Annotated in this window: 10 protein-coding genes; 3 read left to right on the top strand and 7 right to left on the bottom strand. The window is 40.7% G+C overall.

Annotated features, from left to right (window positions below; all coding sequences use genetic code 11):
• Positions 1-36: 36 nt before the first annotated feature.
• A complete protein-coding gene (locus ACEXOE_RS05365; RefSeq protein WP_394747707.1) occupies positions 37-3048 on the bottom strand; it encodes a DNA polymerase III subunit alpha in 3012 nt (1003 codons plus the stop codon).
• Positions 3049-3059: 11 nt separating this feature from the next.
• Entirely contained in the window at positions 3060-4280 is a 1221-nt protein-coding gene (gene dinB, locus ACEXOE_RS05360; RefSeq protein WP_394747706.1) for a DNA polymerase IV, read from the bottom strand.
• A gap of 228 nt (positions 4281-4508) precedes the next feature.
• Between dinB and ACEXOE_RS05355 the strand changes: the two genes are divergently transcribed.
• Positions 4509-4763, top strand: a complete 255-nt coding sequence (locus tag ACEXOE_RS05355) for a hypothetical protein (protein ID WP_394747705.1) — start codon at positions 4509-4511, stop codon at positions 4761-4763.
• A 3-nt stretch (positions 4764-4766) separates the two neighbouring features.
• On the opposite strand, the gene ACEXOE_RS05350 is transcribed toward ACEXOE_RS05355, so the two are convergent.
• Both ACEXOE_RS05350 and ACEXOE_RS05345 read right to left on the bottom strand, forming a co-directional pair.
• Positions 4767-5312, bottom strand: coding sequence for a TetR/AcrR family transcriptional regulator (locus ACEXOE_RS05350; protein ID WP_394747704.1), 546 nt, complete (start codon positions 5310-5312; stop codon positions 4767-4769).
• Between the two features lie 2 nt (positions 5313-5314).
• A complete protein-coding gene (locus ACEXOE_RS05345) occupies positions 5315-6271 on the bottom strand; it encodes an alpha/beta fold hydrolase (RefSeq protein ID WP_394747703.1) in 957 nt (318 codons plus the stop codon).
• Between the two features lie 396 nt (positions 6272-6667).
• On the opposite strand from ACEXOE_RS05345, the gene ACEXOE_RS05340 reads away from it, so the two are divergent.
• Positions 6668-7519: a phosphatase PAP2 family protein gene (locus ACEXOE_RS05340; RefSeq protein WP_394747702.1), complete on the top strand. Its 852-nt coding sequence runs from the start codon at positions 6668-6670 to the stop codon at positions 7517-7519.
• A gap of 21 nt (positions 7520-7540) precedes the next feature.
• Here the strand turns inward: ACEXOE_RS05340 and ACEXOE_RS05335 are convergent, their stop codons facing one another.
• The 3 genes from ACEXOE_RS05335 to ACEXOE_RS05325 all read right to left on the bottom strand — a co-directional run bounded on the left by ACEXOE_RS05335 (position 7541) and on the right by ACEXOE_RS05325 (position 12493).
• Complete coding sequence (locus tag ACEXOE_RS05335) at positions 7541-8728, bottom strand: acetate/propionate family kinase (RefSeq protein ID WP_394747701.1); 1188 nt, start codon at positions 8726-8728, stop codon at positions 7541-7543.
• A 10-nt stretch (positions 8729-8738) separates the two neighbouring features.
• Entirely contained in the window at positions 8739-10826 is a 2088-nt protein-coding gene (gene pta, locus ACEXOE_RS05330) for a phosphate acetyltransferase (RefSeq protein WP_394747700.1), read from the bottom strand.
• Positions 10827-10990: 164 nt separating this feature from the next.
• On the bottom strand, positions 10991-12493 hold the full coding sequence (locus ACEXOE_RS05325) for an aminotransferase class V-fold PLP-dependent enzyme (protein WP_394747699.1): 1503 nt from the start codon (positions 12491-12493) through the stop codon (positions 10991-10993).
• Positions 12494-12598: 105 nt separating this feature from the next.
• On the opposite strand from ACEXOE_RS05325, the gene ACEXOE_RS05320 reads away from it, so the two are divergent.
• The gene (locus ACEXOE_RS05320) at positions 12599-14056 is read left to right on the top strand and encodes a hypothetical protein (protein ID WP_394747698.1); all 1458 of its coding nucleotides are present in this window, start codon (positions 12599-12601) and stop codon (positions 14054-14056) included.
• The last annotated feature ends 54 nt before the right edge of the window (positions 14057-14110 follow it).

The following is a 14110-nucleotide window of genomic DNA, read 5'->3' as shown; positions in this document are numbered from 1 at the left end:
TTTTTAATGTGTTAAAAAACAGCGTGTATCATCTTTTTATAGGTGTAAGCTTTTATAAGGGTTATTTTTTGGAAACTCGGGATCGGGATCAAACCTTGGATCGGGGATATAAGGCATACGTTCTTGCTTAATGACTTCAATACTCATAAAATCGAATTCCGAAACTACTTTTCCTGTGATGCGATAGATGCCTTTACCTTGAAAAGGATATCTTTTTGCTACAGGGGGGAAATGTACCGTATCGATCCAGGCACCTTCCTGATCCAAGAACGTCCCAAAATGCATTCGTTTCCCTTTAGAGGTTGTCGTATTTTTTGCAGTGATCAAATACCCATAAATAACAATGATTTTGTTGAAATAAGTAGCTAGATGTTTGCTTAATAAAGAACTGGTGGGCGGTTGTTTTAATAAGGAGAAAACATCATAAAGGGTAAAATTTAATAATTCCAATTGATCAAAGGCGTTTTCCAGAGCTGTGATTCCAAATCGGGGCAATTGGAAATCGCGATATTGTACTTTAAAGAGTTGCTGCTGAAGTTCATCCAATACAATATGGTTGCATTTATAATGCGCTTCCCATAAAAGATTTCGCTTTTCTTTTCCTAATGATCTAAAAGCATCTATCCGGATAAGAATGTCCAATTGTTCTATGGATAAAGGAACGCGTTCCATAAAATCGTCCAAGCTAAAGAAAGTTCCTTGCATTCGTACTTGCATTATCTTCAGCATGCTGCGTTTCTCCAACCCCTGTAAGTGTTGAAATCCCAAGTAGATATCTTTTCCAAAAATTGTAGTCTCAATGGCACTGGTATTAATGCAGGGAGCATGGATATGGCCCCCGTTCATACGAGCCTCATGCAAGTATAGCTCTACCCGATAAAAACCTCCTCCATTATTGATGGTAGCCACCATATATTCCAAGGGATAATAGCATTTTAAAAACATACTCTGATAAGATTCCACGGCATAGGAGGCAGAATGCCCTTTGGCAAAGGCATAACCGGCAAAACTTTCTATTTGTCGCCAAACTTCAAAAATAACATCATCCGATTCTCCTTTCTTACGGCAGTTGGAAATGAATTTATTTTTTACGGCTTGAAATTCGGTGCGCGAACGGTATTTCCCGCTCATTCCCCTACGTAATACATCGGCTTCCCCTAAATTTAATCCAGCATAGTAATGGGCCACTTTAATGACATCTTCCTGATATACCATTACGCCATAAGTATCGGGCATAATGTCCCACATAATGGGATGGGCCTGTTTTCTGCGTTCGGGATTCTTATGCCGCAAAATATATTCCCGCATCATACCACTTTTGGCTACTCCCGGACGGATGATGGAACTGGCTGCGACCAAAGTGAGGTAATCACGGACACCTAGTTTTTTAAGAAGCATGCGCATGGCAGGAGATTCTACATAGAAACAACCAATACATTCGGCCTTTGCTATCATGGCATTGATATTGGGATCGGTAAAAAAGGGTTTGGCTTCGTGAATATCGGGAAGTATCACCTCCGGATGATTTTGCTTAATGATACCAAGGGCATCCTTTATTTTTCCTAGACCGCGCTGTCCTAAAATATCGAATTTATAGAGCCCTACATCTTCAGCAATATGCATATCAAATTGTACGGTAGCAAATCCTTTTGGTGGAAGATGGGTGGCGGAGAAATAATGGATCGGGCGTTCGGAAATTAGAATACCCGCGGCATGGATACTCAAGTAGTTGGGTTTTCCTTCCAAATACTTTGCATACCGAAGCACTAATAGGGAGAGTTTATCAAGAGCGTCAAGATGGTATTTGCCACTGCTCAATTTATCGATTTCATGTTTGGGAAGCCCAAAGACTTTTCCCAATTCGCGTACCGCTCCACTGTGTTTAAAGGTCACGTATGATCCCAATAGTGACACCTGTCCCTTAGTCCCAAATTCCTCAAAAATAAAACGAGTGACATCTTCTCTGTCCCAAGTAGAAAAATCAATATCGAAATCGGGGGGATTGGCGCGGTATAAATTCATAAATCGTTCAAAATAAAGATCCAATTCAATAGGGTCTACATCGGTAATCCCCAATAAGTAGGCTACAATGCTATTGGCACCACTTCCCCTTCCTACATGATAATAAGCTTTGGATTTTGCATATTGTACAATCTTCCAATTGATTAAAAAGAAACTGACAAAACCTTGTTGTTTGATGAGGGACAATTCTTTTTCCAAGCGTTTGCGTATAGCATCATCTACGATTCTATAGCGTTTGGGTAACCCAAGGGTACAGAGTGTTCTAAGTTTTTTATAGTCTGCCGATGTATTGGCAAAGACCTGCTTCAAATTTTGATTTTCCCTATCGTCGGAAAAATTAAAATGAATGGTGCAAGTGGAGAGTAAGGCCTTGGTATTTTCCAGAATATAAGGGTGTTCCATAAATGTACTTTCGAGTACCCTTATGGGGTACATCATATCGCTTATTTTTCCTTGCTGGGATTCGGGAAGTTTACTCAACAAGGTATTATTGTCCATAGCACGTAATAAACGATGTATATTAAAATCGCGCTGATTTCTAAAACTGACAGGGTGCAATAGCACTAATTTTTCTTTATGGGCACTTAATTTTGAAAAACGGAGCTTATTGACTTCTTTCATACCTATTCCAATGTATTCATGAGGGAGGAAAGTGGTTTTCTCCAAAGTCAAAAGCACTTCAAAGGGATAGATCACATAGCTATCTTTAAAAGGAGGGGCGATGTCCGGAAAATCGAGTTGATGATGTAAGTGGTGGGAAAGAAAATTATTCAACTCCAAAAAGCCTTCATTGTTTTTGGCAAGAGCCACAAAACATTGTTGGTTGTGATTTCTAAAATCAATACCAAGACAAGGTGTAATACCATATTTGGGTGCTTTACGTACAAAATTGAGGCAAGCGGAAGTGTTATTGATATCGGTCAGAGGAAAATGGGTGCATCCAATTTTTTGAGCCATTTCCAATAAGGTAATCTCGGAAATGGTGCCGTATCGCATACTGTAATAAGAGTGATTGTTGAGATACATTGGATGGTTTTTTATTGATGTCTATGCGCTAAAACAATGGGAGGTTCCCCATTAAATGGATTGGAAAAATTTCCAATGGTACGGGCGCCTTCCCCCATAGTGGCAGCACGCATAATGCTCCGATCTCCGTAGCGGATACGAATATTATCCATGGCTTGGTATAGGTCAACCGTTTTTTTTCCATCATCAAAGAGATTAATTTGATAGGTTCCAGCGGTTAAACTGCTATACCGTACCCCAACAAGACGTATCAATACTCTTCGGTCATAAAGTTTATGGAACAATTCCATAACTGTTGGAATGAGATGATGATCTGCCGAAGTATATGGGATTTTTAGTTGCTTGGAATAGGTCTGGAAATCGGAATACCGAATCTTTACCGTAACACAGGAAGTAAGTTTGCCTCCTCTGCGCAATTGAAAGGCAAGATTTTCGGCCATAGCCGTAATGGTGGTTTTTAATTTGGTAATATCTGTAGTATCCCTTCCATAAGTGCGTTCACTGGAAATAGATTTGCGTTCGTGGTATTGCACTATGGGGCTATGATCGATCCCTTGGGCACGTTCCCATACCACACGGCCATTTTTTCCAAATACGGACAACATCATTTCAACAGGCATTTGTTGTACGGCACGAACGTGCTTAATACCCATATTACAAAAGGTATGATATGTTTTTTCCCCTACCATAGGAATTTTTTTTATGGACAGCGGTGCTAGAAAAGCCTTTTCATAGCCCAGATCTATTTTCAATTGATTATTGGGCTTTGCTTCATTAGTGGCCACTTTGGAAACCATTTTGTTTACAGAAAGTCCAAAGGAGATGGGAAGCCCGGATTCCCGTATAATTTTAGTTCTTAATTCTGTAGCAAATTTATAGCAACCAAAGAAGCGATCCATGCCTGTAAGATCGGCATAAAACTCATCTACACTGGCCTTTTCCAAGGCAGGGACTTCACTTTGCAAAATCTCGGTAACCTGTTTGGAGAATTTGGTATAAGTACCTGCATTTCCACGGATATATATGGCATTGGGGCATAGCTGCCTGGCCATTTTCATAGGCATTCCAGAATGAACCCCATAAGCCCGGGTCTCATAGCTTGCCGCACTGACCACTCCACGATTTCCTGTCCCTCCAACAATAACAGGTTTGTGATTTAGCCTACTGTCCAATAGCCGCTCACAAGAGACAAAAAAAGTGTCTAGATCCAGATGTAATATATTTCGTTGCATTAAATGGAAATTATCCAAAAATATGGAAATTATCCATTTTTTAATAATTAAAATGATGAAATATAGGGTTCCTTATGATAAAAAGGATATAGGATGTAGAAAAACGAAGAAGAAAATGTCAGTCAAAAAAAGAGAAATACAAAAAGTGTAAGAATTTAAGAGCTGCGCTAAAGTGTTCCCGTATAAAATCCAGAATGTGTACTTTTATGTAGAACAAACCAATTGTAAATGAAAGATTTGGAAATTAAATGCCCCAAATGCCATTGGGAACCCGATGGTCAACCCTATTGGCAATGCAGTTGTGGACATGTCTGGGATACCTTTTCCACGCAAGGCGTTTGCCCTCAATGTCATAAGCGATGGCAAGAGACCAGCTGTATATTACATGCAGGAGGGTGTACGGCCTGGTCCCCACATATAGATTGGTACCATATTCCTTTGGATGTAGAAAAGTTGTTGGAAGAAAAAGAAAAAGTAGTGTAAATTTTACACTATGGAGTCGGTATGTTCCATTAAATGCCTGGCAATTTTTTGAAGGCGTTTCACAGGTTCCTGACTCCGATAAAGTTGACTCTCCAAAATGGCATTTTCAAATAGGGAGTAGATGGTATATGCCAATTCCGGATCGGTTATTTCCTGTTCAAAAAAGAGTAAAAAACTCTTTTTGTGATTTTGTAATTCCTCAAATATTGCGGCTTTATGTATTGCGGTTTCAGACAACATATTTAAAAAACTACAGCCGCGATAATCAAATGCGACATTGTTTTCCATAAGAAAATCAAAAGCGCCCAATACTTTTTCTTCCTTATCCTTTATAAAATTGTAGAAATCTGTATTCCACATTTCATTGCGATGTTGCAAATAGGCTACGCAGAGATCATCTTTTGTTTTAAAATGATAATAGAGGCTGGCTTTTGCGACATTAGCTTCTTTGATGATCTGGTTGATTCCCGTTTCATTATAACCCTGCCGATGAAATAATTCATCGGCAGTGTTGAGTATTCTTTTTCTTGCCTCTAATTTGTCTTGCATGCCTATTGTAACTTCTCCATAAAGGAACGCATTTTTTTCATAATAACCTCACCATCTTCTTCTAGGGCAAAATGTCCGGTATCTAAAATATGGTAATCAATATTTTTTAGATCCGCCTTATATGCAGCTGCTCCGGATTCTGGAAAAAAGGCATCGTTCTTTCCCCAAACGATCAGCATGGGAGGTTGATGCGTCCTCATGTACTCTTGCCACTGTGGATACAATTTTAAGTTGTTTTGATAATCGTAAAATAAATCGAGATTTACCTCATGGGCACCTTCTCTGGAGAGGCGTAAATAATCCAGATTCCAAGTGTCGGGATTTACGCTTTCCGGATTGCGCGTTCCATGGGTGTATTGCCATTTTAGGCCTTCTTTGGAAAAAACAGGAAGGAGGGCCGCTCTGTGCTCTTTGGTATCTTCCCGCCATAAGTCGCGCACTCCTGCCCAAGCTTCTCCTAATCCGGCTTCGTAGGCATTGCCATTTTGATTGATGATCGCGTTTACTTTTTCTGGATGTGCCGTAGCAATTCTAAAACCTATTGGTGCCCCATAATCTTGTATCATAAGCGTATAGTTGTCCAGACCAAAACTCTGTACAAAGGCATCCATAACAGTAGCGATATGATCAAAGGTATATTCAAAATCTTCTTTCGATGGGAAATCACTTTCCCCAAAACCGGGATAATCGGGCGCTATCATGTGATAGTCATCGCTGAGCTCATGCAATACCTTTCTGTACTGATGGGAGGAAGCGGGAAAACCATGCAAAAGGATCAATGTGGGGTTATTGCGATTTCCGGATTCCCGATACGCAATATTCACCCCCTGTATTTCCTTGGTTTGATATTGAATCGCTGTTTTTGCGTTACTCATGGGTAGCACTTCTTTTTCTGAAGGGCTAGGTTGATTACAACTGATAAAAGCTATAATAAATGCAAATAATAATAATTGTTTCATGATTTCTATGTTGTTTTCTGTTTTTAAATGGAAGAATAGAATGCTATCTGACTGCTATTCTTTTGGTCAAAAGTAATTTAGAAATTATAGACAGACAAGTCTGTATATATAAATTAACTTTTATTTATGATTTGTAATGTCGATATTAGCCTTAAAACCAAGAGTAGTGGATAAGAGATTTTTGATCACTGGATATCCCTCCATACCGAATGAAAACAGATCTTTTCCCTAGCATTTGAAATAAACAAAAATGCCTCGTATACTTGTATTACGACTTTATTGTTGTTTTCAATACTATGAACCGTATATTGGCGTTTTTTTATTGACCGACCATAACTAGTATCTATGAGAAACCCACATTTTTTCAATTTGTATGTATTCTTTCAAAAGTGTTTTATGATCAAGGGAAAATATTTGTTCGTACTTTTTTTCTTTGGATGTAGCTTTAATGGCACCTTTGGGCAAGTAACCGTTGAAGAGTCTTTTGGAAAAAAGACGCTTTGGCAAATGTTTACCTATGATGTTGGAAACATGTTAAAGGGAGTAGGGCATTCCTATACAAGGCCTTTGCACTGGACTGGAAAGCAGTGGGGGACTTTTGGAGGTATTGCCGCTGGAACCGGGCTGCTCTACGTAGTGGATGAACAAACCTCAGAGTATTTTATCGACCAAGGAGAAGGGGTACCACAATTTTTACGGGATTATGGAGAAAATTATGGAAGTCCACAGAATGTGTATATGCTCACTTCCGGGGTTTATCTTACGGGGCTTTTTCTCAAGAATGAAAAATTGAGAAGAACAGGAGTACTGTTGCTATCTTCTACCACGGCAACGGGTTTGTTTCAGCAGGTTGCCAAAACGGTTACAGGTAGGGCAAGACCCGTCAGTGGAAAATCAAAAGATACTTTTGACCCTTTCAATTCCAGTAGAAATTACCATTCTTTTCCTTCGGGCCACGCTACCATGGCCTTTACCATGGCCTATGGTTTGGGAAAACAATTTAAGAATCCTTGGGTAAAAGCGGGGATCTATACCGTTGGTGCCATTCCTGGGATTTCAAGGTTGTGGGATGGTCAACATTGGCTCTCTGACGTGGCTTTTGGCTTTGCCCTGAGTATTTTTACCGTGGAGGCCATTGATCGGTATTTGGATTCAAAATATGATGAAAAATACAACCGTCAAGACAAAAAGTTGAGTTGGAACCTCAATTTTTCACCTTCTCAAATAGGTGTTGTCGTCAATTTTTGAAAAAGTCTTGAATGCGTTGATCTATCCTTGTAACAAAGCATAGCTCTGTTTGGCAATTTCCAATTCTTCGTTTGTAGGGATAACCAGTATTTTAATGGTACTATCCTTTTTCTGAATTTCTTGGAGCGCGTCTACACGCAGATTATTTTTCGCTATATCCATGTGAATCCCTAGCGCCTCCATATCGGAACATACCATCTCACGAAGCAGTACCGAATTCTCTCCGATACCTGCTGTGAAAATCAGGGCATCCAAACCGTTCAATGCAGCAATATAGGCCCCAATATATTTTTTGATGCGATAGGCAATCATCACTAAAGCCAATTGGCAAGCTTCATTTCCCTGAGCTGCTTGCTGCTGGATTTCCCTAAGATCGGAATGCCCTGTAAGTCCTAAAAGGCCGCTTTGCTGTTGTAGCATTTGGTTGACTTCCGCGGAGGAACGTTTTAGGTTATCCATGAGGTAGAAAATCACAGATTGGTCAATATCCCCACTTCGCGTGCCCATAATGAGTCCGTTCATAGGGCCAAAGCCTAAGGAGTGATCTATACTTTTACCATCTTTAATGGCGGTCATGCTACAGCCATTGCCCAAATGAATGCTGATGATTTTAGCAGAAGGAAATGATAAGTGCGCTATTGCCTGTTCTGAGACATATTTATGACTGGTACCATGAAACCCATATGCTCGGATGTGATGTTCATCGGCCAAGGCTTTTGGAATAGCATAGCGATACGCTTTTTCAGGGAGGGTTTGGTGAAAAGCAGTATCAAAAATGGCTATTTGTTCCGCGTTGGGGAAAACTTCCATGGCCACTCGGATACCGGTAGCATTGGCAGGGTTGTGCAAAGGTGCTAAAGAGGCTAAACGGTCTATTTCCTCCAAAACCGTTTCGTTTATTTTTGTAGGACAATCAAAGCGATTTCCTCCATGGACAACACGGTGTGCTACGACATCAATGGCATCGGCAGCTTGTAAAACCCCTGTTTTAGCATCTAATAGCAAAGAAGTTACGGTTTCAAGACCTTCTTTATGATTGTTGATAGGATGGGTTTTTGAAGAAGTCCCCTCTTTGGTATCATAATGGACTGTAGCATTTTCTGCCCCGATCCGTTCGATCAAACCTTTGCAAATCAAGGTTTCGGAGGGCAGATCCATCAATTGAAACTTAATGGAAGAACTTCCGGAATTTAAAACTAGGATTTTCATGTGCTGGGAATTAAAGTTCTTGGGCCTGGATAGCAGTTACAATTACCGTATTAAAAACATCGTCCACCGTACATCCACGGCTTAGATCGTTCACAGGTTTATTGAGTCCCTGTAACATAGGGCCAATGGCCAAAGCCCCTGTTTCCCGTTGTACGGCTTTATAAGTGTTGTTGCCTGTATTGAGGTCTGGAAAAATCAATACGGATGCTTGTCCTGCAACTTCAGAATCTGGAAGTTTGCTCTTTCCGACCAAGGGATCTACGGCAGCATCATATTGAATAGGCCCTTCGATCTGTAAGTCGGGACGTTTGCTTTTTACCAATGCCGTAGCTTGCCGTACTTTATCTACATCTTCTCCTTTTCCAGAACTTCCCGAAGAATAGGAAAGCATAGCAATCTTAGGCGTAATACCAAAAGCTTGGGCCGAAATGGCAGATGAAATAGCGATTTCCGCCAATTGTTCTGCGGTAGGGTTGGGGTTGATGGCACAATCGCCAAAAACAGAAACCCTGTTTTCCAAACACATAAAAAATACGGAAGACACTACCTTGATACCCGGTCGGGTCTTTACAAATTGTAGGGCAGGACGTATAGTGTGCTGGGTAGTATGCACGGCACCAGAAACCATGCCATCGGCATCACCTTGATATACCATCATGGTACCAAAATAGGAGACGTCGAGCATCATATCTCGCGCCATGTCCATATTTACACCTTTGTGTTTTCTCAAATTATAAAAAGTTTCTGCATACGCATCAAAATTTTCGGCTTCCCCCGGATTGAGGATGGGAATATTGGAAATATCCAGGTTCATTTCAATCGCCTTTTTCTCGATTTTTTCCTCACTGCCCAAAAGTGTTATTCGTACGATACCCAAGCTGTGCAATTCACAGGCGGCTTCTAGGATTCTGGGGTCTTCCCCTTCCGGGAGTACAATATGTTTTTGTTGTTGTTTGGCCCTTTGCAAGAGCATGTATTGAAACATTCTCGGCGTGGTTCCCTTCGGCTCAAAAGTCTTTAATTTATTTAATAGGGATTCCCCATCGATATACTTGTTGAAGAGTGAAATAGAAGTGGCAATTTTTTGCTTGCTCTCTGCATAGATTTTAGACTTTATATTTCCTACGGAATTTGTAGCATCAAAAGTGCCCTGTTGTACCGAAATAATGGGAACATGGGTTTCAAAACCTTCTAAAAGCTTAAGAATGGAAGCTTCTGGAACAAGTCCTCCGGTAAGGACAATACCCGAAATATTAGGATAATTCTCCGATAGATTGGCCTGCAAGGCCCCTAAAATAATATCCGATCGGTCTCCAGGGGTGATCACTAAACTATTATCGCGTAAATAGGTCAGGTAATGGTGTAATTGCATGGCCCCTACACCAAAACTACCGGTTTGATTGTCTAGATTTTCTTTGCCAAAAAGTACCTTCCCGTCTAGAGCATCTAAAATTTCTTTTAGGGTAGGATGCGATAATTGCTTTACCCTTGGCACGGTAAAAGCCAGTGTTTTCTCTTGAAGTTCTTCCACCAAACGCTCTAAAACTACAGTTCTGTTTTCTGGGCGTACCTTATTGGCCACAACGCCCAATACTTCAATATCTTTTTGGATATAGGTATTTACGGCCGATTCCAGATTGCCGCAAAATTCATCTAAAGTCTTTCCCTTGGCATTGTCGATCAGTACTACGGGAATTCCCAAATTCTTGACAATATCAATATTAAGATCAAACTCAATAATACTCCCATCACTGGAAAAATCACTGCCCTCTACCAAAATAAAATCAAATTGCTCTTCCAGCGTCTTATATTTGGCAATAATGATATCTAAAATATCGCCTTGCCTGCCATCATTAAACATGTCTACTACTTGACTTTGGGTCAATGCGTAGGCATCTTCAGCATTAAGGTCCAACGAAAAATGAGAGAGGACCGTATGGATATGATTGTCGATCTCATCGTTTTTTAAATCATCGATAACAGGTCGGAAATAGCCGATTTTTCCTATTTTTCCCAACAACAATTGCATGAGTCCCAGCACGACGAGAGATTTGCCACTGTGGGATTCCAAGGTGGCAATATAAAGGGCTTTGGTCATAATTTTGTAATCCTTTTGTTTGATCCTTAAAGATAAGTCTTTCTTTGGGCAAGCCCATGTCCGCATCTTTAAATATTGATAAATTTAAGGGCGCCCTTAAATCCATAAAAAAACCTCGACGGTCATGTCGAGGTTTCTTTTAAAAGGATTTTATATTCCGTTTTTTATAGCGCAAACCACTTTTCTACGGTTTGTATTATTTTTTCATCCCCAGGGCCGTGAAAATCAAACTCATTGGTTTTGGGGTTGTAGGTATATGCTTTCCTCCACTCCTCAATATTCAGAGCTACCTGTCTAATGGCATCGCATATAAATAGTAGTGCCGTATTTGAGGTAATGGGATGTAGGGATAAGCGTACCCACCCGGGTTTATCGATCAAATTTTTATTGTTGATGTCCTGCATCATATTTTTGGAAGAATCAGCACCAATATCAAATAAATAATGGCTGTAGGTACTGGCACAGGACCAGCCTCCACGAACTTGGATGCCAAAACGATCGTTCAGTAGACGTACCACAAGATTGTAATGGATACCTTTGATTCCAAAAGATACGACTCCAATGCGTTTTTCGTCATTGTCACCCAAAATGAACAAGTCGGGAATTTCTTTGAATTGGGAGCGACAGAGATCCAATAGCTCTTCTTCCCGTTGCGCAATGCGTTCGGTATCCATTTTTTCTTTTAAGCGAATGGCCAGTGCGGTTCGCATCACCTGCAGAAAACCAGGAGTGCCCCCATCTTCTTTGATTTCAATATCATCATGATATTCATAGGCTCCCCAAGGGTCGGTCCATTTTACATTTCCACCTCCGGGCACATCCGGACAAGAGGTGTTGTAGAGCACTTTGTTAAAGACCAAGACACCACAGGTTCCAGGGCCACCTAAAAATTTATGGGGGGAAAATAAAATGGCATCCAAACGCTCCTGCGGATCTTTTGGGTGCATATTCATGGACACATAAGGTGCAGAAGCGGCAAAATCAACAATGCAGATACCTCCATATTGATGCATTACCTTAGCCAGTTCGTGATAGGGTGAAATAATTCCCGTAACATTGGAACAGGCGGTAAAAGCGCCAATTTTTTGAGGCCTATCTTTATATTTTTCAACAGATGCCCTAAGATTTTCAGGGCAAATTAAATGGTTTTCGTCACAAGGTATCATGACCACGTCAGCAATGGTTTCCATCCAAGGGACCTGATTGGAGTGATGTTCCATATGGGAGATAAAAACTACGGGGCGTTGACTTTCCGGAAGTTGTACTTCACGCTTTATCGCATCTGGCCATCGTAGGCCCATTATACGCTGAAGACGGGAAAGTACTCCGGTCATACCCGTACCCGCTGTGACCAATATATCCTCTTCCCCGGCATTGACATGTTGTTTTATAATACTTCGGGCATGTTTGTAGGCGTAGGTAGAAGCCTTTCCGGTCTCGCTGGAAAAAGAATGCGTATTGGCCACCATAGGCCCAATCTGATTTCTCATGGTATCCTCAATGGGACCGTACAACCTACCACTGGCGATCCAATCTGCATATAAAAGCTTTTGGGGCCCATAGACCGATTCAAAAGTGGAATCTTGGCCAACGACTTGATATCTAAAAGGTTCAAAATGCTTTTCCAGGGCCGTTTGTTCTTGTTCTTCTAAAGTAGTATTTGACATGCTTCCCGATTTTGGCGTGTAAATTAGTTAATCTAGATGGATCAACCATTGATGCAATATAAAAAAAGACCTCGCGTTAAACAGAACCAACCAAAACTTTTCTTTATGTTATTTCGAAAAAAAAACCTACTACAATTAGGAATCATTTTATCCTTGACCTTTTCTTCCTGTAGTTCCGAAGATGTTTCAGGAGACATGACTCCCCAGAGTGAGAATCCTACAAATCCATCGTCCCCGGACAATACCCCTCCAGAAGATGGTAGTTCCATGCAAGAAGGCCTTCCGGTAATTACCATTGAAGGAGCTATTTCCAATGAAGAGGCCCAAGCCATTATTGATCGGGACGGAGGCACCTTGACCACTTGGATTACTATAAGTAATACCACTGGATTAACGCAGATCGATCTTTCTACATTCACCGCATTGGGAAATCGGTTATTGATTTTCAATAATGCGGATCTTGAAGAGGTGCTTGTCCCTAATTTAGAACGGGTAGACGATCAAATTCAGTTGAGCAATAATACGGTACTCACCGAAATCAGTTTTCCTGTACTCCGGACTACTGGAGTGCTATCCATTGCAGAAAGCACAGCTTTAAACGAGATTCGCGCCGATCGATTGGAAAGCCTAGATCGATTAAGTTTGGTTGTCGTTGGGAACGGGAATACTAACATAAATTTTCCAAGACTTAGCAATGTAGGACAAGAAATTTTTATTTCTTCCGTTTCCATGCAAAATGCGAATTTTCCACAATTACAAACTATTGATGGGAGGTTATTGTTTCAGGATGTCATAGTGGCCCAAATGAATTTCAATGCCTTGCAAGAAATCAAAAGCTTTACGTTACGTGATGTGGCCCTACTGGAAGAAATCGATTTCCCACAATTGCGCAGTGTGATCGGCGATATAAGTACCGATACGAGCGGGAATAACAATGGTGATGTCCATTTGGGAAGTATGTCCATATCTTCCTGTACTCAGCTTTCACGCATTAACTTTCCACTTTTGGAAGAGATACGTACTGGAAATTTTTTAATAAAGGCCAATCCATTGCTTACACAAAGTAATTTTGAACGTTTGTCGTTCATCAATGCAAACTTGGATTTTTCGGAGAACAATCAACTACAAAATATGGCCTTTCCTGTATTGACAGAGGTGACCAGAGAAATGAGAATTCATCAAAATCCTGCCTTGTTGGCTGCCGATTTTGGAGCACTTTCCCAAGTAGGAACGAAACTAGTGATTTGGGGATCCAATGATTTGGAAGTATTTAATGTAAGTCAGTTGGTTAGTGCAGAGGAAGTCACGCATCTTACCGATCAAGGTATGCCCGCCGATGGAACGTTGGATTTTAGGTTGTCTTCCATTCAAAACGTTGGGAAAATTTTTGCCGATAAATTTGTTTCCGCCGCTCAAGTAGAAGCGTTTCTAGGGAATTTGGTCAATACCAATCCCAATATCCAGAATTTAGATGTGGATGTTCGTGGGGAACTATCTACCAATTCTGCAGGATATGTCCAAAGTTTGGAAGCTAATGGAAATGATATTAGAATATACAATTAACAGGTTTTCTGTCCTGTGAAAATGGAGGTGTTTCCTAAAGCGGAGATACCTCCA

Origin of the sequence: Spongiimicrobium salis, assembly GCF_043678055.1 — a bacterium.
Lineage (GTDB): Bacteria > Bacteroidota > Bacteroidia > Flavobacteriales > Flavobacteriaceae > Spongiimicrobium > Spongiimicrobium salis.
Note: the sequence above shows the minus strand (reverse complement) of the source record. Positions and strands in the feature narration are given on the sequence as shown.